This window comes from Streptomyces ortus, from assembly GCF_026341275.1.
Classification (GTDB): Bacteria; Actinomycetota; Actinomycetes; order Streptomycetales; family Streptomycetaceae; genus Streptomyces; species Streptomyces ortus.
The window spans coordinates 8,131,100-8,155,440 of record NZ_JAIFZO010000002.1 but is presented as its reverse complement, the minus strand read 5'-3'; the positions used below and the strand labels follow the sequence as shown (position 1 = coordinate 8,155,440).

Annotated in this window: 22 protein-coding genes; 13 read left to right on the top strand and 9 right to left on the bottom strand. The window is 72.3% G+C overall.

All coding sequences use genetic code 11. The features are described 5' to 3' along the window. Positions 1–7: 7 nt before the first annotated feature. Positions 8–478: an MSMEG_6728 family protein gene (locus K3769_RS38765; RefSeq protein ID WP_267030891.1), complete on the bottom strand. Its 471-nt coding sequence runs from the start codon at positions 476–478 to the stop codon at positions 8–10. Positions 479–874: 396 nt separating this feature from the next. Between K3769_RS38765 and K3769_RS38760 the strand changes: the two genes are divergently transcribed. Then, positions 875–2,149 carry an NAD(P)/FAD-dependent oxidoreductase gene (locus tag K3769_RS38760; RefSeq protein ID WP_267030890.1) on the top strand — a complete coding sequence of 425 codons (1,275 nt, stop codon included), beginning with the start codon at positions 875–877 and terminating at the stop codon, positions 2,147–2,149. Positions 2,150–2,191: 42 nt separating this feature from the next. Here K3769_RS38760 and K3769_RS38755 read toward each other — a convergent pair whose 3' ends face one another. Then, on the bottom strand, positions 2,192–4,219 hold the full coding sequence (locus tag K3769_RS38755; protein ID WP_267030889.1) for an ATP-binding protein: 2,028 nt from the start codon (positions 4,217–4,219) through the stop codon (positions 2,192–2,194). Positions 4,220–4,772: 553 nt separating this feature from the next. Here K3769_RS38755 and K3769_RS38750 point away from each other — a divergent pair. Then, positions 4,773–5,897: a P1 family peptidase gene (locus tag K3769_RS38750; RefSeq protein WP_267030888.1), complete on the top strand. Its 1,125-nt coding sequence runs from the start codon at positions 4,773–4,775 to the stop codon at positions 5,895–5,897. A gap of 40 nt (positions 5,898–5,937) precedes the next feature. On the opposite strand, the gene K3769_RS38745 is transcribed toward K3769_RS38750, so the two are convergent. Beyond that, positions 5,938–7,914 carry an FHA domain-containing protein gene (locus K3769_RS38745; protein WP_267030887.1) on the bottom strand — a complete coding sequence of 659 codons (1,977 nt, stop codon included), beginning with the start codon at positions 7,912–7,914 and terminating at the stop codon, positions 5,938–5,940. Between the two features lie 171 nt (positions 7,915–8,085). Next, positions 8,086–10,110, bottom strand: coding sequence for a serine/threonine-protein kinase (locus K3769_RS38740; RefSeq protein ID WP_267030886.1), 2,025 nt, complete (start codon positions 10,108–10,110; stop codon positions 8,086–8,088). A gap of 516 nt (positions 10,111–10,626) precedes the next feature. Here K3769_RS38740 and K3769_RS38735 point away from each other — a divergent pair. Together K3769_RS38735 and K3769_RS38730 are read left to right on the top strand one after the other, a co-directional pair. After that, the gene (locus K3769_RS38735; protein ID WP_267030885.1) at positions 10,627–11,853 is read left to right on the top strand and encodes an MFS transporter; all 1,227 of its coding nucleotides are present in this window, start codon (positions 10,627–10,629) and stop codon (positions 11,851–11,853) included. Between the two features lie 142 nt (positions 11,854–11,995). After that, positions 11,996–12,970 carry an aldo/keto reductase gene (locus K3769_RS38730; protein ID WP_267030884.1) on the top strand — a complete coding sequence of 325 codons (975 nt, stop codon included), beginning with the start codon at positions 11,996–11,998 and terminating at the stop codon, positions 12,968–12,970. A 121-nt stretch (positions 12,971–13,091) separates the two neighbouring features. On the opposite strand, the gene K3769_RS38725 is transcribed toward K3769_RS38730, so the two are convergent. The 3 genes from K3769_RS38725 to K3769_RS38715 form a co-directional block, all read right to left on the bottom strand. Continuing rightward, positions 13,092–13,295 carry a cold-shock protein gene (locus K3769_RS38725; protein ID WP_107014587.1) on the bottom strand — a complete coding sequence of 68 codons (204 nt, stop codon included), beginning with the start codon at positions 13,293–13,295 and terminating at the stop codon, positions 13,092–13,094. Between the two features lie 200 nt (positions 13,296–13,495). Then, positions 13,496–13,861 (bottom strand): hypothetical protein, encoded by a 366-nt coding sequence (locus K3769_RS38720; protein ID WP_267030883.1) that lies wholly within the window; start codon positions 13,859–13,861, stop codon positions 13,496–13,498. A 299-nt stretch (positions 13,862–14,160) separates the two neighbouring features. Beyond that, positions 14,161–15,156: an aldo/keto reductase gene (locus tag K3769_RS38715; RefSeq protein WP_267031736.1), complete on the bottom strand. Its 996-nt coding sequence runs from the start codon at positions 15,154–15,156 to the stop codon at positions 14,161–14,163. A 216-nt stretch (positions 15,157–15,372) separates the two neighbouring features. On the opposite strand from K3769_RS38715, the gene K3769_RS38710 reads away from it, so the two are divergent. From K3769_RS38710 to K3769_RS38670, 9 genes are all read left to right on the top strand, one after another. Next, positions 15,373–16,233, top strand: coding sequence for a helix-turn-helix transcriptional regulator (locus K3769_RS38710; RefSeq protein ID WP_267030882.1), 861 nt, complete (start codon positions 15,373–15,375; stop codon positions 16,231–16,233). Between the two features lie 78 nt (positions 16,234–16,311). Further along, entirely contained in the window at positions 16,312–16,638 is a 327-nt protein-coding gene (locus K3769_RS38705; protein WP_267031735.1) for a PadR family transcriptional regulator, read from the top strand. Beyond that, on the top strand, positions 16,635–17,573 hold the full coding sequence (locus tag K3769_RS38700) for a hypothetical protein (RefSeq protein ID WP_267030881.1): 939 nt from the start codon (positions 16,635–16,637) through the stop codon (positions 17,571–17,573). The genes K3769_RS38705 and K3769_RS38700 overlap by 4 nt, the downstream gene beginning before the upstream one ends. 57 nt (positions 17,574–17,630) lie before the next feature. Further along, positions 17,631–18,452, top strand: a complete 822-nt coding sequence (locus K3769_RS38695; protein WP_267030880.1) for a DUF4184 family protein — start codon at positions 17,631–17,633, stop codon at positions 18,450–18,452. Positions 18,453–18,567: 115 nt separating this feature from the next. Continuing rightward, a complete protein-coding gene (locus tag K3769_RS38690) occupies positions 18,568–19,062 on the top strand; it encodes a lamin tail domain-containing protein (RefSeq protein WP_267030879.1) in 495 nt (164 codons plus the stop codon). Positions 19,063–19,175: 113 nt separating this feature from the next. Next, positions 19,176–20,153 (top strand): bile acid:sodium symporter family protein, encoded by a 978-nt coding sequence (locus K3769_RS38685; protein ID WP_372515123.1) that lies wholly within the window; start codon positions 19,176–19,178, stop codon positions 20,151–20,153. Positions 20,154–20,197: 44 nt separating this feature from the next. Then, the gene (locus K3769_RS38680) at positions 20,198–20,989 is read left to right on the top strand and encodes a DUF1963 domain-containing protein (RefSeq protein WP_267030878.1); all 792 of its coding nucleotides are present in this window, start codon (positions 20,198–20,200) and stop codon (positions 20,987–20,989) included. Between the two features lie 105 nt (positions 20,990–21,094). Further along, positions 21,095–21,406, top strand: a complete 312-nt coding sequence (locus tag K3769_RS38675; RefSeq protein WP_267030877.1) for a hypothetical protein — start codon at positions 21,095–21,097, stop codon at positions 21,404–21,406. A gap of 504 nt (positions 21,407–21,910) precedes the next feature. Beyond that, a complete protein-coding gene (locus K3769_RS38670) occupies positions 21,911–22,039 on the top strand; it encodes an LPFR motif small protein (RefSeq protein ID WP_254644124.1) in 129 nt (42 codons plus the stop codon). 109 nt (positions 22,040–22,148) lie between these two features. Here K3769_RS38670 and K3769_RS38665 read toward each other — a convergent pair whose 3' ends face one another. Both K3769_RS38665 and K3769_RS38660 read right to left on the bottom strand, forming a co-directional pair. After that, positions 22,149–23,384, bottom strand: a complete 1,236-nt coding sequence (locus K3769_RS38665) for a sensor histidine kinase (protein ID WP_267030876.1) — start codon at positions 23,382–23,384, stop codon at positions 22,149–22,151. A gap of 98 nt (positions 23,385–23,482) precedes the next feature. Next, positions 23,483–24,340, bottom strand: a complete 858-nt coding sequence (locus K3769_RS38660) for a helix-turn-helix transcriptional regulator (protein ID WP_267030875.1) — start codon at positions 24,338–24,340, stop codon at positions 23,483–23,485. Position 24,341: the final 1 nt, after the last annotated feature.

Below are 24,341 nucleotides of genomic sequence, written 5' to 3'. Positions count from 1 at the left end.
GCTCGCGCTACGAGGCGGAGCGGTCGGAGGCGGGCCAGAGGTAGGGCAGGTCGTCGGGAACGTCCGGGAAGAGCGGCGTGTAGAACTCGGGTGCCTTGCGCACCAACGCCGACCGGTGGCTGCGGTGGAAGGCGGGGTCGCCCAGCCAGGGCGGCAGCTCCCCGTCGTCGGCGAGGTCCCGCTGGACACGGACGGCGGCCCCCGGGCGGGCCAGGGCGAAGTCGGTGACGAGCGTGGTGGCACAGGTGTCGGCACGCCCCTCCGCCACCCATACGGCGCACACGTCCAGGCCGTACCGGACCAGGGCCTCCTCGTACCCGATCCACATACGGACCGCGGGATGGTTCCGCCAGCCGTAGCCGGGCACGGTCAGGCCGCGCAGCACCTGCAGGGCCTCGACCCGCTGCTTGCCGAGGCGCGCCTGGTCCAGGACCGCGGCGGAACGCGTGAAGTCGGCGTACGGAAGAAAGGTCTGCACGCGGCATGCCTACCGCGGCGGGCCCGTTCCCATACTGACCCCGTACCCGCGCTGAACCCGTACGGGCGATGTACGGGCGGCGACGTAGGGGTTCGGTGCGGGTGGTGCACGGGTGATTCGGCCTCGCGTGGCCGGCGGGTGCACCCGCGTGTCCGCGCGCCCCGCATCCGACCGCGCGCCGCCGCCGGAAGATCGGTTGTGGAACGCGCGTACGCGGGTACGCGGGGTCGGGATGCCGACGACGGCCGCGTCGGCGGATTCCACGCGACACACCGGACGCGACACACCGGACGCGGGACACCGGACATCACGGGCCGGACACCGCGGGCCGGACGTCGCGGGCCGGACGTCGCACGCCGCCGGTCGGACATCGCATGCCGAACAAGGAGAGAGCCCATGGCCGCTACTCGCGGAGAACCGGATGTCCTGGTGGTCGGCGGAGGCCTCGCCGGTCTCGCCTGCGCCCGCGACCTGGTGGATGTCGGTCTCGACGTCAAGGTCCTGGAGGCGTCCGACGAGGTCGGCGGGCGCATGCGCTCGGACCGTCACGAGGGCTTCGTCGTCGATCGCGGCTTCCAGGTCTTCAACACCGCCTACCCGCAGGTCCGCCGCCGGCTGTCGCTGCGTGAACTGCGGCTGAGGCCCTTCACCCCCGGCGTCCTGGTGCACTCCGAGGACGGACCGCTGCGCTTCAGCGACCCGACCCGCGGGGCGCGCACGTCCCACATGCCCGGCAGGGCACGCGGTCTGCGCGACCTGCGTCCCGGACGGCTGGCGGGCACCCGCGATCTCGTCGCGCTGGGCGCCCTGTCGGGCCGGGACATGCTCGGGCCCGTACGGCTGCTGAAGCGTGGCCGCGGCGACGACCGCACCACCCGGACCGCGCTCGCGGCGGCGGGGTTCTCCGAGGAGTTCGTCGAGCGCTTCTTCCGGCCCTTCCTCTCCGGCGTCTTCCTGGAGGACGAGCTGGAGACCTCGGCACGCGTCTTCCACCTCGTCTGGCGCAGCATGCTGCGCGGCACGCTCTGCCTGCCCGGCGAGGGCATCGGCGCGGTCCCGCGCGCGCTCGCCGCCGCGCTCCCCCGCGCGACCGTACGCCTCGACGCCCCGGTGGCCGGGCTCACGGACGACGGAGTCGAACTGGCCACCGGCACCGAACTGGCGGCCCGCGCCGTGGTGGTGGCCACAGGGCCCGGCCCGGCCGCCCGTCTGCTGCCGGACCTCGACGTGCCCGCGTACCGCGTGGTGACGACGTACTACCACGCCGCGACCCGTTCCCCGCTCCCCGAGCCCACCCTCGTCACCGACACCCGCAGACGCTTCCTGAACTCCTGTGTCCTCAGCGAGGTCGTCCCCTCGTACGCGCCCGCGGGCATGTCCCTGATCGCGACCTCGGTGCTCGGCGAGGACACCGAGGGCCGTGAGGGGGAGGTCCGGACGGCGCTGGCCGACGTGTACGGCACCGACACCGGTGGCTGGGATCTGCTGACCGTACGCACCGTGCCCGACGCGCTGCCCGTCATGGCGCCTCCGCAGCCCCTCAGCCGGACCTCGCGCATCGCGCCCGGCCGGTACGTGTGCGGCGACCACCGGGCCACCGGCTCGGTACAGGGCGCGCTGGCGTCGGGCGCCCGGGCGGCCCGTGAGGTGGCCCGCGACCTCGGCCGGTAGCCGCGTCGCGAGCGTCGCGGCCCCCTACTCGGGCGTCTCCGTTCAGCCGGTTCTGTCCAGCAGTTCCTGGAGCACCGACTCGGGGTCACGGAGGACCGAGACGAGCAGGGCCTGGTCGTAGGCGGAGTCGCCCAGCAGGGAGCGGGCCGTCGACTCGTACTGGTCCCGTACCGGGCCGAGTTCCGGCGTGCCCCGCTGCGGATGGCCGACGGCGGCCCAGTAGTTCTCGCCGGCGCCGTACGCGGCGACCGCGGGACCGCCGTCGCCCTGCGCGGCGAGCGCCGAGGCGAGCAGGTCCAGGCCGAGGGCGATGCCGAAGCTGTCACCGATGCGGCGCTTGCCGTCGAGCATGGCGGCGGCGTGTCCGGCGGCTTCCTCCGCGCGGTCCTCGAACAACGCGAGCAGCGCCAGTTGGTACTCGGCGTACGACCGGGTCCACCACTCGCCGCGTACGACACACTCCCGACGCAGCTCACCGGCCTCACGGCGGGCCTGTTCGCGCAGTCCCTCACCCGTCAGGGCGAAGACGCGGACCAGACGGCACAGCACGCGGCCCACGGAGTGGGAGGGCCCGCCGTCGGCGCCCCGCAGGGCCGCGTCGACGACGAACCGCGCGGCCATCGGCCGGCCCCGCATCAGATGGACCAGCCCCTGCAGATAGGCGGCGTGCAGCGCCCCCTCGGTCTCCTCCTGGGCCGCGGCCTGTCGCTGGCACGCGAGGGCGAGCCGCTGCGCCGCGTCGTGCTCGCCGGACAGCACCCGGGCGACGCCCAGGGACCACAGGGCCCGGGTGCGCACCGCGCCCGGCTCGTCCGTCAGCGCCAGGGCCTCCTCCAGATAGCCCGTGGCCTCCCGCAGGTGACCGCAGCAGCTCCAGAAGAAGCCCAGCAGCCCGGCCAGTTCGAGCGCCTCCTGCGGCCGGGTGGTGAGGAAGTGGTCGAGCGCGGCGCACAGGTCGGAATGGGCGGCGGAGACCCAGCGGTAGGCGTCGATCTGTGTCGGGCCCAGCCAGTCTGCGTGGGCCCGCCGGGCGCGGCGCAGGAAGTAGGCGGAGTGCCGCCGGGACAGCACCGCGGTCTCGTCCAGTTCCCCGAGCCACATCCGGCCGTACTCGCGCAGGGTGTCGAGCATCCGGAAGCGGCCGTTCACCCGGGTCACCACGGATTTGCGCTCCAGGCCGGCGAGCGCCCGTTCGACGTCCGAGACGCGCAGGGCCTCGTCGGCGCACACCGCGCGCACCGCGTCGGCGTCCACGGCGTCCCTGAACACCGAGAACCGCGCCCACAGCAACCGCTCCGCGGGCTCGCACAGTTCGTGGCTCCAGCCGATCGCGGTGCGCAGCGTCCGCTGCCGGAAATGCACGCGGCCCGCACGCACCGGGTGCTGGGCGGAGAGGTCCAGGCGTACCCGCAGGAGTTCTTCGACCTCGTCGAGCGTGTGGTGGGCCAGTTGGCCGGCCGCCAGTTCCAGCGCGAGCGGGATCCCTTCGAGCCACCCGCACAGCCGGGCGGCGACCACGACGTCCGCCGGGCCCATCGGGCCGGTTCCGGTCGCGGTCGCACGACGGCGGAAGAGTTCCACGGCGTCGGAGTCGGGAGGCAGCGGCTCCACCACGAGGCGGTGCTCGCCGTCCATCCCCAGCGGCTCTCGGCTGGTCGCCAGCACGGTCACTCCCGGGCAGTCGTCGAGGAGCCGGGTGAGCAGGTCGCGGCAGGCCGCCGAGAGGTGCTCGCAGGAGTCCAGCACCAGCAGCACGTCCTTGCCCGCCAGCCACGCGCACAGCGCGTCCAGCGGTCCGGCCGTCGCGTGGTCGGCGAAGTCGAGGGCGTCGGCGACGGTGGCGAGCAGGAGGCGCGGGTTCGTCAGCGGCCACAGGTCGGCCCAGGCGACGCCTCTGGTGCCGGTACGCATCACCTGCCCCGCGGCGTGCAGCGCGAGCCGGCTCTTGCCCACGCCGCCCACACCGGTGAGGACGACCAGGCGGTGCCGGTCCAGGGCGTCGGCGAGGTGCGCCAGTTCCCGGCGTCGTCCGACGAGTTCGTCCGGTGGGTCGGGCAGGTTCCTCAGCACGGTGACCGTCTTTCGTGTGCGGTGCCCGGGCGGCGCCCGGGGCGGTGGTCGAGGGTGGGGCAGATGGTGTGCCTGGCACGCACGGTGCGCATGAGGTTCGCGTAACGCGCGACGCGTCTGGTACGGGGGGTGCGCCTGGTCCCGCGCCGGCACCCCGACGGGCGTCACGCGCACTCCCCACCTCTGATTCCGGCCAACGGAGGCTTTCGGACGCACCGGTTGGCGAAATCCGCGGGGGCGGCGCGCCGGGGCACAACGCGGCCCGCCCGGGGAGGCGAAACGGCCCGGGGAGGCCGCCTCCCCGGCCGGCAGAACCACCTGGCCGGCGGGACGGCCCGGTTCGGCGCGACCCGGGAGCGCGGCCCGGTAGCGGGGACAGGAGCCCGGCCCGGAGCGGCGCGCCCCGGGGACAGGGGCCCGGCCCCGGAGCGGCGCTGCCCGGTAGCGGGGATCCGGGCCGGGCGCGCGGGCCCGGCCCGGCGACGCGCGGCCCTCGGGGGCCAAGCGCCCGGTGGCGTACGTCGGGCCGACGGCGTGCCGATAGCGTGGCGGTATGCACGCGTCACCGCCCGCGCCGCCCCCGTCCGTCCCCGTCCGCAGAGCCCGTGAGCTGGGGATCGTGGTCGGCGACCTGCCCACCGGGACGCACAACGCCCTGACCGATGTGCCCGGGGTCCGCGTCGGGCACACCACGCTCGTCCGGCCGCCGCGGGTGCACAGCGGCGTCACCGCGATCGTGCCGGACGGGGTGGGCCCCGGCAGCCCGCTGCCCGCCGGGGTGTTCGCGGGCAACGGCTACGGCAAGCTCCTCGGCAGCACGCAGCTCGCCGAACTCGGCGCGCTGGAGACACCGGTGCTGCTCACCTCGACCCTGTCCGCCTTCAGGGTCGCGGACGCCCTGGTGGGCTGGGTCCTGGAACGGCCCGAGGGAGCCGCCGCCCGGAGCCTGAACCCGGTCGTGGGCGAGTGCAACGACGGACTCCTGTCGGACATCCGCTCGCGTCCGGTCCGCGAGGCACACGTCCGGGCCGCCCTCGACACCGCGTGCGGCGGACCGGTCGCCGAGGGCAGCGTCGGCGCGGGCACCGGGATGACCGCGCTGGGGTTCAAGGCCGGCATCGGCACCTCGTCGCGACGCGTACCGCTGTCGGGCCCGGACGTGACGCTCGGAGTGCTCGTGCAGGCCAACTTCGGCGGCACGCTACGGGTGTCGGGCCGGGTGGTCACGCCCGCCGACGTCGGCGTACCGGCCACGGACCCGGGCTCCACCGCGGGCGCCGTCCCCGAGGCCGGTTCCTGCATGGTCGTGGTCGCCACCGACGCACCGCTGGACGCCCGCCAGTTGACCCGCCTCGCCCGGCGCGCCGTCTACGGACTGGCCAGGGTCGGCGCCGCGTACGGCCACGGCAGCGGCGACTACGGCCTCGCCTTCGGCACCCGCCCGCTGGGCACACCCGCCGGGCCAGCCGTGCTGCCCGACGACCGGCTGGACCCCCTCTTCGTCGCCGTCCTCGACGCCGTCGAGGAGGCCGTCCTCAACGCGCTGCTCACCGCCACCACGACCACGGGGCCGTACGGCCACACCCGCCACCCCCTGCCCGCGGCACCGCTCCTCGCCCTGCTGGGCCGAGCGGACCCGGGTGCCGCAGGAGGTCCCTGCGGTACGCGTTCTCCATGAGCCCGGCCGTAGTGGGCCTTCTGCGGGCCGGGCGGACCGCTCAGGCCCGGTCGAGTGCCACGGGTCCCGGGGGGCCCGAGTCGGGTCCCGTCACACGGGGGTCCGCGGGGCGGGGGGCGTAGATGGGGGCGTCCGGCTGGTAGAAGAGGTCGATGTCGGCCTCCTCACCGCCGACGATCAGGGTGTCCCACGCACCGCTCTCCTGGAGCACTCGCAGGGTCGACGGCGCGAGCGTGGCGAGGTGTTCGCGCAGTTCCTCGTCCGAGGGCATACCGGGAAGACGGGTCTCCAGCCGGTCGCGTATCGCGCCCATGCGTTCAAGCAGCGCGTCCACGTCGGGCCGCTCCGCCTTGTCCTCGCCTTCGGACGCGCCGGCCTGCGCCACGGCGGCGACCGGGGGCTCGGCCTGCTCCATGCTGCGGGCGATGATGTCCTTGATCGCGCGGGTGGTTCCGTGCTCGTCCGTGGTGACCATGGCGTTCCACGCGCGGCTCTTGTGCCGGTACTGGAGCATGGACATCGCGGCCTCGTGCCGGATGAAGTCGGCGTCGCGCAGCGGCCGGCCCTGCCAGGTGCGGCTGAGTGAGCGGGCCAGGGACACGGCGGAGGCGAGGCCGCTGTTGAGACCGCGCCCCGGCCAGAAGTGGATGGCGTTGGCGGCGTCGCCCAGGAGGAAGCCGTACGTTCCCGGGGTCGTCGCGGTGGAGCGGGTGAGCTGCGCCGTGAACCTGGGGCGCTGCACCATGTCCAGCCGGAACGAGGTGATGGCGCTGAGGTCGTCCTCGGCCACCCCGAACAGCTTGAGTCCCTCCCGGATCCGCTTCCACAGGTGCGAGCCGCGCAGCAGCGCGGGCAGGAAGAGGGTGCCGTGGGTGGGGCAGACGAACTCGTTGTCCTCGTGGCGGCTCATGACGCAGGGGCGTGCGGCGATGCACTCCTCGAAGACCTGGCGGACGGGATCGATGCCGATCACCGCCTTGGTCTCCTCACGGGTGAGCCGCATGTTCAGGAAGCCCTCGCCGCGCAGCGAGTTGAGCAGGAACCTGTTCTGCGACACGGTCAGCAGGACGCTCATCCGGTCCGTGAGGGGCGACTTGACCCGCAGGCCCAGCACCACGTCCTGGAGGTGTTCGCCGTCGAGGGAGTAGATGGACGCGTCGGCCGCGCCGAAGCGGTCGGCGTAGTGCTCGCGGGTGCGGGACCGTCCGCCGTCGCAGATCGCCAGGACATGGTCGTTGGCGACCCGGTGCTCGTGCTCCGAGGGATCGAAGCGCTCGGGCACGAGCCGGATCGCCGACTTGGTGTTGGCCAGCCTCAGCAGCTGGTCCTCGACATAGGCGATCCGGATGTTGCGGGGCGGCCGGCCCTCGACGGAGTCGGGACCGACGGGCCACATCTCGGAGAAGTGCTGGTCGGTCTCGAAGAGCGCGGTCTGCATCTCCTCGGTCAGGGCGAGGTACTGCCGGCTCTGGATGGTCACGACCTGCTGGCGGCGGACGTTGCCGAGTGTCTCGTCCTTCCAGGTCACCGTCGTACCGTTCTTGACCCACCGTCCTTCGTAGACGGTGATGAACACCCGTCCCTTCAGGGCGTTTTCGAGCAGCAGGGCGAAGGCGAGACCGACCGGTCCCCCGCCGGCGACCGTGACGCGGAGCGCGCTGGGGTTCGCCAGGGCCGTGGGGCGCGGCACGTCGAGCTGGGAGAGGTCCATGACCGTCTCCAGCGCCTCCTGCGTCTCGAACAGGAAGGTCTCGTCGCCGATCCGGATGACGTCGCCCGGGGCCAGCGGGTGCCGGGTGACGCGCCGTTCGTTGACGTAGGTGCCGTTCCTGCTGTTGCGGTCGTGCAGGACGAACGTGTCGTCCTCCACGACGATCTCGGCGTGCAGCCGGGAAGCGCTGGTGCTGACGATGATCACGTCGTTGTCGCTCTTGCGACCGAACCGCAGGGCGGCGGTGCCCAGCACCACGCTCTGACCGCTGAAGGGACCCGTGCGTCCCACGATGACCGACGACACTCAAACTCCTTGCAGACATGCCCCGTTGTCCGGACGGACCGCACCGGGCGGCCGGTCCGGCACGAGGGCCAACTGGACCATCACAAGCAGGCGACCGGGGTGCGATCGGGCCGCACCGGGCCGGTCAGTGGGCGGTGGCGCGCCGAGGGTGCACGGCCGCCGCCCGGACCGTCACTGGCATGTCAGCGTGAACGGCACCGTGTCGGAGATGGTCTGCTGCGACGATTTGATCTCCACGCCCATCGCGCTCGCCAGCGTCCCCTCCTGCGCGTACGTCGTCACACGTATCGTCTCCTGGTGGGTGCGGGGGCCGCCCTTGGAGAAGGACAGCGCCCGCCACGTCTTGTCGACCACCGACCCTTCCGCCGAGACCCATCGGTAGGTGAACCGCACGGGCAGCTCCGTCACTTCGAAGGTGGCCGTGAAGGCGGGGGCCTCCCCCTGCGGCGGCGGGCAGGCCCCCGTGTACGTGGTGTTCGTTCCCGTGACCGCCACCGTCACCGGCGGCTGTGCCGCGTCGCCCGAGCCGTCCCCTCCCTCGGAGGGGGAACCGTTCTGCGCCTGCTGTGGGGAGGAACTGGTCTTCGTGCCGGGGCTCTTGCCGTCCGCCCGGTCGTCGTCGTCACGCGTCAGGGCGTAGCCCAGCCCGCCCAGGAGCAGGGCGGACACGGTGGCCAGCGCCACCAGCAGGTAGCCCTTGCGCTTGGTGCGCCGCGGCTCGGCCGCAGCGGGCGTCTCCCCGTTGACCGGGCCGCTCGCCGTCGGGAGCGAGTACGCAGGCGCGGCCTGCGGAGGTGTGATCGATGCGGGCGGATGGGCGGGCCCGAAGGTGCCGGTGGGGGCGATGTGTGCGGTAGGACCGGTGGTGCCTTCGGGGCTGGTGGCGCCGGTACCGTCCGTCGCCGTCGCGCCGAAGGGCGAGGCCTGCGGTGAGCCCTGCGCCTGCCCGGCGGGCGTGTCGACGACGGTCTCCGAGGAGCCGTCCGCGGGGGCGGGCCGCGCGGAGGGGGTCGCCGCCGACGTGGCCTCGGCCGCCGCGGCGTGGGTCACCGCGTCCTGCGCCGCTGTGCTGTGTGCTGCCGCGGTGTGGGCCGCCGCGGCTTCCGTGGCCGCGGTCCGCGTCGCCTCGACGTCCGGATACGAAGCACTCGTCGCGAGGCGCGGATCCTCGGCGGGCGCGTCAAGGGTGACGTCCAAGGTGGCGTCGGCGGCGGAGGGCTGCGCCGCGGGGCCCACCCCGCCGGTCTGCGCGCCGCCGGTCCGGGTGCCGCCGGTCCGCGCGGCGATGTTCTGCGCGGTCACGGTCACCGTCGGTGTGGATTCCGTCGTCGTGACGTCGGCGCCGGGTGTGCCGCCGGCCGCTATCAGCCGCAGGTCCCGCGCCGTCTGCTCGGCGGAGGCGCGCTCGGCGGGGTCCTTGCGCAGCAGACCGTCGATGACAGAGGTCAGGGGACCGGCCCGGTGCGGAGTCGGCGGCTCGTCGTCGACGACGGCACGCAGGGTCCCCAGGGCGCTGTCCTGCCGGAAGGGCGAACGGCCCTGCACGGCGGTGTGCAGCAGGACACCGAGGGACCACAGGTCCGTGGCGGGGCCCAGGGGGCGGCCCAGGGCCTGTTCGGGGGCGAGGTACTCGGGAGAACCGACGACCTCGCCGGTCATGGTGAGCGCGGTGTCACCGATGACCATGGCGATACCGAAGTCGGTGAGGATCACCCTGTCGTCCTCGGCCAGCAGGACATTGGCCGGTTTCACATCGCGGTGCAGCACGTCGGCGGCGTGTGCGGCACGCAGTGCGCTGAGCACCTGGACGCCGATGCGCGCGGTCTCCTGCGGGCTCAACGCCCCCTGCGTCGCGATCAGTTCCGCCAGCGAACGGCCACGGACCAGCTCCATCACGATCCACGGGCGGTCGCCGTCGGTGACGACGTCGTGGACGGTGATCACGCTGGGGGCGGTGATGCGCGCCGCGGCCCATGCCTCCCGCTCCAGCCGGGTGTACATGCGCTCGATCTTCTCGGCGGACAGCCCGGAGGGGGCGCGCACCTCCTTGATGGCGACCTCACGGCGCAGCACCTCGTCGCGGGCGCGCCAGACGGTTCCCATGCCGCCCTCACCGAGGGTGGACAGCAGACGGTAGCGATCAGCGATCAACCGCTCCGGGCTCGCGTCCGGGGACACTGCGTCCTCGTGGTGCATGGGGGCCTATCTCCCTTGTCTTTGGGCATGAATGAGCGCCCGGACCTGTTCCGTCCGAGCGGCACCTCTCACCACCAGGTGCTCTCAGGTATCAACTACACGCGAGACAGAGGCCGTTCGGTTGCTGCAGTCTAGCCCTGACGTCGGTCACGTTCGGACAACGCCAGTCGTATCTTGTCCGTATCTGTTCTGACCTCCCCCATTGGCACGTTTCTGCCACGCCGCGCACCGTGAGCACGGGATTCCCCCTCGTTCGCCCTACGGGTTGAACGCACCCGCCAGTCACTGTCCGTCACGACCGCTCATGGCCGGTCACCACCACCGCGGGACCGTGCCGCGGCGCCGGACTGCGACGGACGCCTGGCTCAGGGGTCCTGTCACCTTCTTATAGGCTTGCCCCGTTCTGGGGCTGCCGGGCAATGGTGCTCAGCGCGAGGGGCCAGGGAAACCGGCAAGGGTTCCGGACCCACCTCGCCTCCCACCACCGGACCCTGTCTGTGAAAGGTCTCCCGCACCATGCCCCTGGCCCTGCTGGCCCTCGCCGTCGTCGCGTTCGGCATCGGCACCACCGAGTTCGCCACGATGGGGCTGCTGCCCCAGATCGCCGACGGGGTAGGGGTGTCCGTGCCGCAGGCCGGCAACCTCGTCTCGGCCTACGCGCTCGGGGTCGTCGTCGGCGCCCCCGTCCTCACGGGCATCGGAGCGCGCGTCCCCCACAAACGGCTGCTGCTGCTCCTGACCGGGCTGTTCGTGGTCGGCAACGCCGCGTCCGCCCTCGCTCCCGACTTCGGCCTGCTCTTCGCCGCGCGCTTCCTGTCGGGGCTGCCGCACGGGGCGCTCTTCGGGGTGGGAGCGGTCGTCGCCTCCCGGCTCGTCGCCCCCGACCGGGCGGCCCGCGCCGTCTCCAAGATGTTCCTCGGGCTGACCGTCGCCAACATCGTCGGCGTACCGGCCAGCACGGCGCTCGGGCAGCAACTGGGCTGGCGCTCCGCGTACTGGACGGTCGCCGTCATCGGGCTCATAGCCCTGGTCTCGCTGGCGCTCTTCGTCCCTCACCAGCCGCGCGGGCAACTGTCCGGCATCCGGCACGAGCTGCGGGCGATGGGCAACAAGCAGGTCGCGATCGGCCTGGCCACGGCCGTCGTCGGGTTCGGCGGTTTCTTCGCCGTCTACAGCTACCTGGTGCCCATGCTGACGCACCTGACGGGCATCTCCGACGCTTCGACCACCCTCGTCCTCGCGCTCTACGGCGTCGGTATGACCGGCGGCACCCTGCTCGCGGGCCCGCTGACGGACCGCGCGCTGCGGCCGACGCTGTACGGGGGACTCGCCCTTCTCGCGGCGGCGCTGGTCATCTTCTACTTCACCGTCCACAGCACCGTGCCCGCCCTGATCACGATCACCTTCATCGGCGCGATGGGTTCCCTGATCACCACGCCCGTGCAGATGCTGCTCATGGCCAAGGCGAAGAACGCCCCGACCATGGCGGCGGCCTCCAACCACTCCGCCTTCAACCTGGCCAACGCGGGCGGTGCCTGGCTCGGCGGCCTGGTCATCTCGGCCGGCTGGGGCTGGGCCGCGCCCAACCTGGTCGGCGCGGCTCTCGCCGTGGCGGGCCTGGGCCTCGCCTTCACCGGGGGCCTCATGGACCGGGGCGGCCACCGCTCCGAAACGATCACCAAGTCCCTGGGAACGGCCGGGGCCTCGGCGGCGGAAGAGGGTACGGAGCACCAGCGCACCTAGCCCGGCAGGCCGGGCACACGTCAGGGAGTCCGCCCCGCCGACGGCCCCGGGCACCGGTTGTCCACAGGTGAACGGCACGGCGTGGTTCCCTGCCGGAGAATGGGCGCCGGCACGTCGGCGGACCACGAGAAGAGGAACAGCGATGAAGCACGTCACACTGCGCGACCTGGACGTCTCCCGTATCGGTCTGGGCGCGATGGGCATGTCCCACGGTTACACCGGCGCCGGAGCCGACGACGCGGAGTCCGTGCGCACCATCCACCGCGCACTGGAACTGGGCGTCACCTTCATCGACACCGCCGAGGTCTACGGCCCGTACATCAACGAGGAACTGGTCGGCCGCGCCCTCAAGGGCCGCCGGGACCAGGTCGTGCTGGCGACCAAGTTCGGCCTGATCTCCCACACGGGTCGCCCGGGGCCCACGGACAGCAGCCCGGACAACGTGCGCGCCGCCGTCGAAGGCTCACTCAAGCGCCTGGGCACCGATCACATCGACCTGTACTACCAGCACCGCGTCGACGCCGGCACGGCGATCGAGGACACGGTCGGGTGCCTGGCCGAGCTCGTCAGCGAGGGCAAGATCGGGCACATCGGCCTCTCCGAGGCGGGGCCCGACACCATCCGCCGCGCCCACGCCGTGCACCCGATCACCGCTGTCCAGTCCGAGTACTCCCTGTTCACCCGCGACCCCGAGGCCCGGGTGCTGCCCGTCCTGCGCGAGCTGAACATCGGCTTCGTCCCCTTCTCGCCCCTCGGCCGCGGCGTCCTGACCGGCACGATCCGCTCCACCGACCAGTTCGACCCCACCGACTTCCGTGCGAACAACCCCCGGTTCACCGACGAGAACTTCCAGCACAACCTCCGGCTGGCCGACCAGGTCGCCGCCGTCGCCGCCGAGATCGGCGTCACGCCGGCCCAGGTCGCCCTCGCCTGGCTGCTGGCGCAGGGCGACGACATCGCGCCCATCCCCGGTACCCGGCGTGTGGCGCGCGTCGAGGAGAACACCGCCGCCGACACCGTCCGCCTCACGCACGAGCAACTCGCCAGGCTCACCGGCCTCCCCCCGGCCGCCGGCGACACCCACACCGAGGCACAGATGCGGATCATGGAACGCTGACACCTGACGCCTGACACCTGACACCGTTCGAGTCCGGCAGCATGTCAGCGCACGTCTGAGCCGGTGCACGCACGGTGGCCCCCGGAACGTGTGTTCCGGGGGCCACCGTCTGGCTGTGGGATCAGGCAGGCGTGATGTTCTCCGCCTGCGGGCCCTTCTGGCCCTGCGTGACGTCGAAGTTCACGACCTGGCCCTCCTGCAGCTCACGGAAGCCGGAGGCGTTGATGTTCGAGTAGTGGGCGAAGACGTCAGGACCGCCGCCCTCCTGCTCGATGAAGCCGAAGCCCTTCTCGGCGTTGAACCACTTCACAGTTCCCTTGGCCATGCTCGTGCCCTTCCAGTCGCTATCGGACCCACACCGCGTGGGCCCGGAGGTGATCGCCCTGGTCCAGCACTGCACAGCAAAATGCCCGCACCGGAGCGCGGGCAGGTACTGCGAACCACGACATCTGAGGATGACGCTACACCGCGAAAGCGCCTTCCACCAGGGAACAACAACCATGATCCGAAGCGCGTCGCGCGGGCTCAGGGGCGGATGCCGGCCACCTCACGGCCGGTGCGGCCGGGGTAGTTGTCCGATGTGCAGCCGGTCGCCTTGAGGACCGACACCGCTTCGGCGCCTCCCTCGGGGTCCGGCCGCACGCTGATGTGCTGACACGTCCAGCCGCTGGACCCGTTGAAGTACCGGACCTTGCCCGGCCCGTCATAGGTGAGCGGCTTCCCGCAGTCGTAACCCTCCACCCGAGAACCGTTGCCGAAGACGTAGACCATCTGGCAGTCGTACGTCCCCCCTTCGTCGGCCTGGGCGGTACCGGAGAACAGCGGTCCCCCGCCGACCAGAGCGGCGGCACCGAGCAGGGACGCGGCCTTCGTGATCAACGAAACGCGCATGAGGGGAGATCCTTTCGTGCGGGAAGCGGGAAGCAGGAAGCAGGAAGCGGCCGGCGGAAAGCGGCGACAGCCGCCGGTCGGTGTCCGGTGTCCGGTGTCCGCAAGCGGAATGCGGGTGGCGGGACGGGCAGGTCCGGCGAGGACCGTGTCAGTGACACGGAACCGCCGCGCATCTTTCCTACCGGCAACGGGGCCGCCCCACGCCTCTCACCGCCCGCGCCACCCGCACGGTCCTGCGAGCCGACCCTCCTGCGCACGCCCCGGGTGACGGTCGTTCGCCCCGGCCGCCCTCCCCGCGGTCAGTTCCCCACACCGAGGCCGGACATGAACGCGGAGGGGTATCGGTCACCTCGCGCCGCCCCCGACGGCACCGCCTTCTCGATCTCGGCCAGGTCGTCCGCGGTGAGGTCCACCTCCAACGCGGGCAGCGCCTCGGCCAGCCGTTCCCGGGTGCGGGCGCCGACCAGCGGCACGATGTCCTCCCCCTGCGCGGCCACCCAGGCGATGGCCAGCTGGGCGACGGTGCACCCCTTGGCTCCGGCGATCCGGCGCAGTGCCTCCACCAGGGTGAGGTTGTGCTCCACATTGCCGCCGGAGAACCGCGGACTGAGGCCGCGGACATCCCCGGGACCCGCGGCACGGCCGGCGGACCAGTGCCCGGAGATGAGACCCCGGCCGAGCACGCCGTACGCGGTCAGTCCGATGCCGAGTTCCCGCAGTGCGGACAGGACGTCCCTCTCCACCGCGCGGGAGATCAGCGAGTACTCGATCTGCAGGTCCGCGACCGGATGCACCGCGTGGGCCCGGCGGACCGTCGCGGCGTCGACCTCGGAGAGGCCGAGGTGCCGTACGTATCCGGCGTCGATCATGTCCTTGACCGCGCCCACCGTCTCCTCGATCGGCACGTCGGGGTCCAGCCGGGCCGGACGGTAGATGTCGATGTGGTCGGTGCCCAGCCGGGTCAGTGAGTAGGCCAGGAAGTTCTTCACCGCTTCAGGGCGGCCGTCGTGCCCGCCGAACCCGGGGCCCGGCGCCCGCAGCATGCCGAACTTGACGCTCAGCCGGTAGCTGTCCCGGTCCCGGCCGCGCAGTGCCTCGGCGAGCAGCAGCTCGTTGTGGCCCATCGCGTAGAAGTCGGCGGTGTCGAACAGCGTGACTCCTGCCTCCAGCGCGGCATGCACGGTGGCGATGCTCTCGGCGCGGTCGGCGGCACCGTAGGCGCCCGACATCCCCATCGCGCCCAGGCCCAGCGCGGAGACGGCCGGCCCGTTGCTCCCCAGGGTCCGTGTCCTCATGCCGTTCTCGGTCATCGCCTCGTTCGGCGTCGTCACGGCGTTCTCCGCCGCCACCGCGTTCTCGTTCGTCACCGCGTTGTCGTTCGTCACGGGGTTCTCCTTCGTCGTCGGTCCGGCACCCACTGTGGGTGGGCGCCGCCGCGTACGGGAGCGGAGCGTTCATCATGGGAGCGCCGCTCCCTGGCTCGGTCCGCCCGCGCGGGGGACCATGGCTTCATGGAACGTGATCAGCTCGCGGACTTCCTGCGCCGCCGCCGGGAGTCGATCCGCCCCGCCGAGGTCGGCATCACCGACGGCCCCCGCCGCCGCACCGCCGGTCTGCGCCGGGAAGAGGTGGCGATGCTGGCCGGGATGTCGGTGGACTACGTCGTCCGCCTCGAACAGGGCCGCAGCAGCCAGCCGTCGGCACAGCTCCTGGGGGCGCTGGCACGGGCGTTGCGGCTCTCCGACGACGAGCGCGACCACCTCTTCCACTTGGCCGGCCATCGGCCCCCGCCCGCCGAGGGGGCGGCCCGGCTCGCCCGCGCGGGCCTGATCCGCATGCTCGACCTGCTCGGTGACACCCCGGCCCTGGTGCTGTCCGACCTGGGCGAGATCCTCGCCCAGAACCGCGCCGCCCTCCTGCTCATGGGCGACCTCACCGGTATCTCAGGCGACCGGCGTTACGTCGTGTACCGCTGGTTCACCGATCCCGCCGCCCGCGCGGTCTGCCCGCCCGAGGAGCAGGAGAACCACGGTCGCCGGCTCGTGGCGGACCTGCGCGCGGCGGTCGGCCGCCGGGCGGGCGACGCCGCGGTGGCCGCTCTCGTCGACCGGTTGCTGGCCGCGAGCGCCGACTTCCGGCGGCTGTGGACCGAGCACGAGGTGGCGGTGCGGCGCACCGACCGCAAGACCTTCCAGCATCCGCGGGTCGGCCGTCTGACGATGGACTGCGAGACCCTGGTCACGCCCGATCAGGGCCAGCAGTTGCTGGTGCTCACTCCGGCGGACGCCGAGGCGCGCGAGCGGCTGGACCTGCTGCGGGTCCTGGGCGTCCAGGAGTTCCCGACGGGGCCCACCGGACCGCCCGTACGCTGAGGAGCACGGCACCGGCACGACCACCGCGTTGAGACAGTCCGGCGGAGTGACTATCGTCGAGGGGTGACTGAGCGTGTGATGCAGGAGCCGACCTTGATGGTGCTGACCGCCCTCGCGGACGCACCCCGACATGGGTACGCCATCGCGCAGGAGGTCAAGGCGATGACCGGCGGTCGTGTCGTACTGCGTACGGGCGCCCTGTACGGGGCACTGGACCGCCTGCTGGCCGACGGTCTGATCGCGATCGAACGCGAGGAGGTCGCCGACGGCCGGGCACGGCGGATCTTCACCCTGTCCGCGTCGGGGCGGGAACGGCTGACGGCGGAGGCCGAGCGGCTGGCCGCGACGGCGAAGGAGGCCACGCGCCGGCTCTCCGTCACCCGGCCGTCGGCCGTCACTCGTTGATCGCGCACGTGCTGCGGCTGTACCCCGCCGCCTACCGGAGCGCTCATGGCGCGGAGATCGCCGCGACCTACCGCGAGTTGACCGCCGGTGAACCGCTGGGCTCGCGGCTGCGGGAGGGCGCGGGCCTCGCGGCGCACGCGCTGCGGCTGCGGCTGGGCCTGGGGCCCGCCAGTCGTGCCGCACGGGTGCTCGCCCTGGCATACCCCTTCGCCCTGGCCGTCTCCGCAGCCGTCTGCGGCCTGCACCTTCTGCGCTGGTACGCCGCTCTGGTCTCCTCCCCCACCCCGCTCGGAGCGCAGCTTCGGGTCGACCTGTCCGGGGCGTGGGGTGCGCTGCTCGTCTCGTCACTGATCGGATGCGCGGGAGCGGCCACGGCGCTGACCGGCCGGTGGCGGGCGGGAGCGCCTTGCACGGTGGCCGGGTTGCTCTCCTTCGCCGTGGCGGCGGTGGTCAGCGGACCGGCGTTCGGCGACCCGGTCGTCACCCCCACCGCGCTGGCCCTGACGGCGGCCGTGGTGCTCGCGTGCCCGCCGGACCGGCGTCAGGAGGCGATCGCGGGGGGCCGGGCCGGTACGGCCGGCGCCGTGATCGCGCTCGTCGTCGTGCCGCGCGCGGCCATCGACGCGCACGCGGTGCCCTGGGTCAGCACGGACTACGGGTGCTGGCCGGTACTCGTGATCGCCGCGACCGGTGTGGCGCTGACCTGGCGCAGTGGATCACGAGGCGGCCTTGAGCTGGGAGTGATGGCCCTGGTGTCGCCGCCCCTGCTCGCCCACGTCTACACCACGGCCCGGGGTGAGACGGCCGCCGTCCTGTGGCTCGCAGCCGCGCTCGCGACGGCGGCGTTGATCGCCCCGTCGGCCGGACGTCTCGGTCGCCTCGGACACCCTGGTCGCCCCGGTCGCCCCCCACGGCCGAGCACGCGCCGCCCATAGTCCGTTTGACGTAGCATTCCGCTCGACGGACTATCGGGTCCGCGCGAGAGGACACCCATGCCGTTCACCCTGTCCCACCCCGCGGCCGTGCTGCCGCTGATGCGACGGCCCTTCGGCCGGGCCGCGCTGGTGGCAGGCGCCGTCGCACCCGACATGCCCTACTACGTGGTCACCACGGGCCTGCCCGTGAGCGCGCAGTCGTGGTACGAACCCTTCACCAACGCCACGACCTCGCACACCGCCCTCGGCGCCGCCACCGTCTCCCTGCCGTACGCCCTCGCGCTCTGGGCCCTGTTCCGCGCAGGTCGCCGCCCCACGGCATCGCTGCTCCCGGCAACCGGCCCCTCACCACTGCCGCCCCGCACGGCCGGCGCACCGATACGCCGAGCCGGGTGGATCGTCGCGTCCGCCCTGATCGGCATCGCCACGCACCTGGCCTGGGATGCCTTCACCCATCACGACGGCTTCTTCGTCACCCACGCCCCCTGGCTGACCTCACCGCTGGCGGGCAGCCTCACCTGGGCGCGAGCGCTGCAGCACCTGAGCACGATCGGCGGCCTGGCGGCCATCGCGCTGTACGTGTGGCGCGGGCGGGCCCGCCTCCTCACCGACCGGGTCCGCGCCGGCCTCAGTGACACGCCACGGAGCCGTGCCGTCCTCGCCGTCGCACTGCTCGCGCTCCTCGGAGCCTTCGGCCGCGCCTGGTGGCTGGCAGCCACGCAGCCGACGAACGGGCTGCCGCCCGGCGTCAGGACCGAAGGGCTTCTGTCCGACGCGGCGAAGGGCGCGGGTGTCGCCCTCACCGGCCTCTGGATCCTCCACCTGGCCGGATGGTGGATCCGGCACGCCGTCAAAAGCCCTCAGCGGGACGGCCGTTGACGCCTCCCCTCAAATGCTGACGCCCCGCCTCCACATTTCGCACACAATGAACGCTTTAAGTTCACATTAGGTATGCTCCAACAGCTTCATCCGCACCACTGAGGGGGATCCACCCATGCGCATACGCTGTGCGCTGACCGCAGTTGCCACACTCGGCGCGTTCGCCGCGCTCTCGACCGGCACCGCCCAGGCTGCCGAGTACTCGTCCGCACTGAAGGTCAAGGGCGTCCAGTACGACGCACCCGGGACCGACTCCAACCGCTGTTCCGGGGGGAACACGAAGAACGAGTACCTGACCATCAAGAACTACTCCCGCACCGCGACGGTCAACCTCAAGGGCTACGTCGTCAAGGACGCCACCGGGAACAAGTTCACCTTCACGGCCAGTCACAAGCTGGAGCCCGGCGACTACGTGAAGCTGCGCGGCGGGCGGGGCACCGACTCCGACGCCGGCAATGTCGTCTACCGCCAGAACTGCAATTTCATCTGGAACAACGACAAGGACACCATCTACCTGTACAAGCCCAGCGGCTCCAGGGCTGACGTCCACTCCTACACCAAGCGCGCGAACGACCGCGACGGCAACGGCTACATCACGTACCACGGCTGACACCTCGCCCGGGCGCCCTCCTGCCGTACGTCCCGCGGGAGGGCGCCCGGGACCTGTGATCACATCGCGAGACAGGCTTGCATCCGGGCCCTGACCAGGCGTTGTCTCTCACGGTGAGTACCGAACGACCCGAACAGCACACGACCGCCGACGACATCCGCGATGACACCGCGGGCGATCGTTCCGCGCGCCGCGCCGTCACCCTCTTCCCCGTCCTCGTTCTCGCCGCGGGCGCCCTCGGGCTGCTGCTCCCGGGCAGCTTCACCGGCTGGGGCGAGTCGGTGCCGTACCTGCTGGGCGTGGTGATGTTCTGCATGGGCATCACGATGACGCCGCAGGACTTCCGCGGTGTCGCCGGACGGCCCTGGGCGGTGGCCCTCGGGCTGGGCGCGCACTACGTCATCATGCCGGGGCTCGGCTGGATCATCGCCCACCTGCTGCAACTGCCGCCACAGCTCGCGGCCGGGGTCATCCTCGTCGGCTGCGCCCCGAGCGGCACCGCCTCCAACGTGGTGACGTATCTGGCGCGCGGTGACGTCGCGCTGTCCGTCTCCGTGGCCACCGTCTCCACCCTGGTGGCCCCGCTGGTCACGCCGCCGCTGACGCTGCTGCTGGCAGGCGAGTACCTGCCCGTCGACGCCGGTTCGATGGTCGTCGACATCCTCAAGACCGTGCTGCTGCCGGTCCTCGCGGGAGTCGCCGTCCGGCTGCTGGCGAGCCGTTACGTGCAACGGGCCCTGCCCGTGCTGCCCTGGCTGTCCGCCGTGACCATCGGTGTGATCGTGACCGTGGTGGTGGCGGGCAGCGCCGACGCCATCAAGTCGGCGGCCCTGCTGGTGTTCGTCGCCGTCGTGCTCCACAACGGCCTCGGGCTGGCACTCGGCTACGGCGCGGGACGGCTCACCAGGCTGGGCGAGCCGGCGAGCCGCGCCATGGCCTTCGAGGTCGGCATGCAGAACTCGGGGCTGGCGGCCTCCCTGGCCACCGCCCATTTCAGCCCGCTGGCCGCACTGCCCGCCGCCGTCTTCTCCGTCTGGCACAACATCTCCGGCGCGCTGGCCGCCGCCTGGCTGTCACGCCGACGCCGCTGACCGCGGTTCGCGGCTTGTCAGTGGCTGGTGGCACGATCGCGGGCATGACATCGATCGACGAGCGGCTCGTTCGCGAGAAAGCCGCCGAACACGGCGTTCCCGACGCCGTGGCACGGGAGTTGACGGCCCGGTCCCGGCCCTGCCTCTATCTGGTGCCGCACGGGGACCTTCCGGAGAGCCGGCGAAAGGACGCCCGCCCGGCCGCGCGAGCAGGCGGGCTTCCCGCGCTGCCGGACGGGGTGGACTGGCCCGCGGGGAAAGGGCCGTTGGTGCTGAGTGTCGACTGCGGCGCCCTGCCCCGTGGCGCGCTCGACATCGAACTGCCCGCCGACGGCCATCTGTTGTTCTTCACCGAGATCGAGTACCCGCCCGACTCGGCCATGGTGCTGCACGTTCCCGTCGGCACTCCGACCACCGAGCGCGCGGCGACGTACGAGTTCGACGGTGAACCCATGCAGGTGAAGGTCTACGCACCCCAGACCCTGTACCCGCTGGCCGGCCTCACCGTCGACGAGGACTGGCGGGAGTCGCCGGCCACCCGCGCCTTCCTGGACGAGGGCGGGAAAGACGACGAGAACGATGACGTGCTGGACAGCTTCGAGGAGGCCGTCCTCGCCGCGGCCTCCGACGGGCGCCGCCCGGGCGTCACCGTGCAGGTCGGCGGGTTCTCCCAGTCCTGGGACATGGCTCCGGACGAGGGCGACCTCGTACTCCTCGCCCAGCTGGCCGGTCAGGCGATCGACTACGACGTCCGCACGATGAACCTGATCGTGGGGACCCGCCAGGACATCGCCGCCCGGCGGTACGCCGACCTCCAGTTCGAGCAGCAGTGCTGATCTCGGAGGGACAGCACCTTCGGGTGACGTATACGCAGGCATGGTCTCCGTCCTCGGGGGCACCCGGACCCGGTGTCATACGTACCTGCGGAGCTCGTTTCCCAAGTGAAATCCGCTCTGCTCCAGGCCGGCTTCCAGGTACTGAGCGAGAAGGAGCCCGATGTTCCGGGGCTAAGGGTGACCGAGGTGCCCGCCGGTGCCCTGGTGAGCTGGACCGCGTCGGACGAGTTCGCCTCGCTGGCTCGTGAACGCGGGGGCTGCGCCTCGAACGCCGACGACAGCATAAGGGTGATCGTGAAGGTCGCCGTCTCGGGGCTGCTGCTGCGGCTCGGACACAGCATCGCCGAATCAGCGGCCGACGGTGACCTGCTCGTGCTCGCCGAAACGATCTCCGCGCCGGGCCGCGGTAACCGATAGGCCCGTGTCCTCGGCGCAGTCCCCCGGCCGTCTCTTTGCTGTCGCCGGGCGGATTTTTTCGCGGGAAAGCCATGGTGGGCGCACGGCGGGCGAAAGCGCCGGTCCGGTGTGCGGACATGTCGCGCCCGGGGTGGGACGCTGGTGGTGGCCGGTCGCTGACGCGCACGTGCGCGGCAACGGCCGGAAGCGCGAGGGCCGAGCATCTCCCCCCGGATCGGACCTCGCGCGGGCCGCCCTCCCGGCGGTGCGAGATGGCGGGAGTTGCCTCTTCGGGCACGCCTGGAGGACGAAGGCCGGAGCCGCGTAGTCGGCGATGCGGCTCCGGCCGGCCTCGACGGCCCGCTTCGACGGGCCCCTTCGACCGGCCGACTTCAACAGGCCCCACTTCGACAGGCCCGCTGGGCCGGTTTCCTCCGTCGATCACCGGGCACCCGTGCGGTGATCGGCCGTACAGCGGCAAGCCAGAACCGGCGCACTGCGCCCCACAGAGTACGGAGGACCACCGTGTTGAAGGCAATCGCAGATGTTCTTCGCTCCATCGGCGGAGCCGTCGCCACCGTCGTCACCCTGCCTTTCCGGGCCGTGGCACGGCTGTTCGGCGGCGCGTCGAGCTCCGCTCACGGACATCACTGATCAGGCGAGCCGCCCAGCGCGTGGCAACGCGCCGGCCCTCCCCCACAAGCCCATGCCCGGCTGGTCCCCCGTCCAGCCGGGCATGCTTGTGTCCGGCCGGTTCCTCCGGTCACGAGGCCAGTGGTGTCGGTTTCTCGTACGGCGCCGGGTCGGGCAGCGGCAGTCGGGCCGTCACCCGGAATCCGCCCCCTGGGCGCGCGCCCGCGGTGAACTCCCCCTGCAGCAGGGCGACTCGTTCGCGCATGCCCACGAGGCCGTAACCGGCGCGGGAGCCGTCGCCGCCGGGTCCACGCCCCGTGTCGGTGATCTCCGGAGTCAGCTCCGCGTCCCGGTGGTCGACGCGCACCAGACACGAGCGGGCGCCCGCGTGTCTGACCACGTTGGTGACCGCCTCTTGGACGATGCGGTACGCCGACAGGTCGATGTCCGGCGGCAGGGGCCGCCGACGACCGTCCCACCGCACGACGACCCGCACCCCCGCCGCCGTGGTGGCCGCGGCCGGCGCGTCGACGTCCGACAGGCTCGGCGCTTCGTACGACGGACCGTCCGCCGCGTCCGCCGCACGCAGCGCGCCGAGCATCCTGCGCAGTCCGGACAGTGTCTCCCGGCTCGCGTTCTCCACCTCGCCGAGTGCTTCCCTGGCCCGGTCCGGCTGTGTGTCGATGACACGGCGGGCGGCACCGGCCTGGAGGGCGACGATGCCGATCGTGTGCGCGACGACGTCGTGCAACTCCCGCGCGATGCGCAGACGTTCGGCGGTGGTGGCCTGGACGGCGGCCTGCGCCCTGGACTGCTCGGCATGGAGCCGGGACCGGCGGGCGGAGTTGCCGAGGAGCCAGGCCACGAGCACCATGAGGGCCACGGCCAGCTGCCCCGCGGTGTTGATGCCGCCGCCCCCGGACAGCCGTACCGTCAACGGGATCATCAGCACGGTGAGTGCCATGCCGGCCGCCAGGCCTGAGACGCGTCGCGTCGTGGTGGCCGCGACGAAGTACAGGGCGACGTCCGGCGCCAGGAACTGCACGAGCGGGAATTCGGCGGCCTGGCCGAGCAGTCCCGCCCCGAGCGCCGAGCCGAGCAGCAGGAGCGCGTAGGCCACGAGCGGGCGGGTGCGCAGGATCCGGCAGGCCGTCAGGACGAGGACGGCGGCACCCAGCAGGATCGGGCCGCTCACCCAGGTCAGGTCGAAGCCGGGTACGACCTGGCCGTCCCGGACGGCGTCGCCCGGCAGGACGAAGAACTCGTCGACGCACGCGAAAGCCATGGCCCCGCCCCAGACGACCGCCGTCCAGCGGCCGGGCGACAGGCGTTCGAGCAGCGGAAGCTGGCGTGGATGCGCTGGCATGGCGCGAGCATAGGGCGCGCGTGCGGCACGGGCATCGGCCTGCGGGCGTACACCCACGGATGACACCCGTGGTGGCCCGTTGCGGGCCGCCTCCCTCGTCAGGTCGGTTCGACGACCTCCTGTGTGCCGAGGACCGCGAGCAGGTCGAGCAGGTCGGCGCTGTCGGTACCGACCGCGGGGGTGAACCACAGCAGCCGCTGCCTGCCGTCCTCGCTGAACAGATTGAGGCAGTTGACCTCGACGAGGCCCAGCGTGCGGTGGTTGAGGCGCTTGCGGTCGTCCCGCCGGAACGCCACGTCGTGCACGGCCCACAGCGCGGCGAATTCGGCGGAGGTGTCGAGCAGGAAGCTGATCAGCGAGCCGGCTTCGGGATCCTTCTTGTCCCGCCGGGCGGCGGCTGCCCGCAGATCGGCGACGAAGACACGGGACTGGGCCTCGTGGTCGGCTTCCGGGTACAGGTTCCGGGTGTCGGGGTCGGAGAACCACCGGTGGACAAGACTGGCCCGGGCCCCGCGAAACCCCGAATGATCCCCCAGCAGGGCCACCGCGAGCGGATTCTGTACGAGGGTGACGTGCAGGTCGGTGATGACCTGAGCGGGGGTCGACGTCAGACGGTTCAGCAGGTCGAGCATGCCGGGATGGACGTGTGAGGCGGGTCCTCCGGGCGCGGGCACCGGCCGGCCCGCCAGCCGGTAGAGGTAGTCGCGCTCGTCGGCGGTCAGCCGCAGAGCCCTGGCCAGTGCGGCGAGCATCTGCTCGGACGGCTGGGATCCCGCTCCCCGTTCGAGTTCGTTGTAGTAGTCCACGGACGCTCCCGCGAGCTGGGCGACCTCGTCGCGGCGCAGCCCCGGTACCCGGCGCCGGGGTCCGGAGGGGAACCCGACGTCGGTCGGGCGGATGCGGTCGCGCCTCGACCGCAGGAACGCCCCGAGCTCGGTGTACTTCGCGGAACTCATT

What these genes read in the sequence shown, in the direction of transcription:
- K3769_RS38760 (WP_267030890.1), top strand. Translation starts at nt 875, where the DNA reads ATGGCCGCTACTCGCGGAGAACCGGATGTCCTGGTGGTCGGCGGAGGC.
- K3769_RS38750 (WP_267030888.1), top strand. Translation starts at nt 4,773, where the DNA reads ATGCACGCGTCACCGCCCGCGCCGCCCCCGTCCGTCCCCGTCCGCAGA.
- K3769_RS38740 (WP_267030886.1), bottom strand. Translation starts at nt 10,110, where the DNA reads ATGCACCACGAGGACGCAGTGTCCCCGGACGCGAGCCCGGAGCGGTTG.
- K3769_RS38735 (WP_267030885.1), top strand. Translation starts at nt 10,627, where the DNA reads ATGCCCCTGGCCCTGCTGGCCCTCGCCGTCGTCGCGTTCGGCATCGGC.
- K3769_RS38730 (WP_267030884.1), top strand. Translation starts at nt 11,996, where the DNA reads ATGAAGCACGTCACACTGCGCGACCTGGACGTCTCCCGTATCGGTCTG.
- K3769_RS38725 (WP_107014587.1), bottom strand. Translation starts at nt 13,295, where the DNA reads ATGGCCAAGGGAACTGTGAAGTGGTTCAACGCCGAGAAGGGCTTCGGC.
- K3769_RS38720 (WP_267030883.1), bottom strand. Translation starts at nt 13,861, where the DNA reads ATGCGCGTTTCGTTGATCACGAAGGCCGCGTCCCTGCTCGGTGCCGCC.
- K3769_RS38715 (WP_267031736.1), bottom strand. Translation starts at nt 15,156, where the DNA reads ATGAGGACACGGACCCTGGGGAGCAACGGGCCGGCCGTCTCCGCGCTG.
- K3769_RS38710 (WP_267030882.1), top strand. Translation starts at nt 15,373, where the DNA reads ATGGAACGTGATCAGCTCGCGGACTTCCTGCGCCGCCGCCGGGAGTCG.
- K3769_RS38705 (WP_267031735.1), top strand. Translation starts at nt 16,312, where the DNA reads ATGCAGGAGCCGACCTTGATGGTGCTGACCGCCCTCGCGGACGCACCC.
- K3769_RS38695 (WP_267030880.1), top strand. Translation starts at nt 17,631, where the DNA reads ATGCCGTTCACCCTGTCCCACCCCGCGGCCGTGCTGCCGCTGATGCGA.
- K3769_RS38690 (WP_267030879.1), top strand. Translation starts at nt 18,568, where the DNA reads ATGCGCATACGCTGTGCGCTGACCGCAGTTGCCACACTCGGCGCGTTC.
- K3769_RS38680 (WP_267030878.1), top strand. Translation starts at nt 20,198, where the DNA reads ATGACATCGATCGACGAGCGGCTCGTTCGCGAGAAAGCCGCCGAACAC.
- K3769_RS38665 (WP_267030876.1), bottom strand. Translation starts at nt 23,384, where the DNA reads ATGCCAGCGCATCCACGCCAGCTTCCGCTGCTCGAACGCCTGTCGCCC.
- K3769_RS38660 (WP_267030875.1), bottom strand. Translation starts at nt 24,340, where the DNA reads ATGAGTTCCGCGAAGTACACCGAGCTCGGGGCGTTCCTGCGGTCGAGG.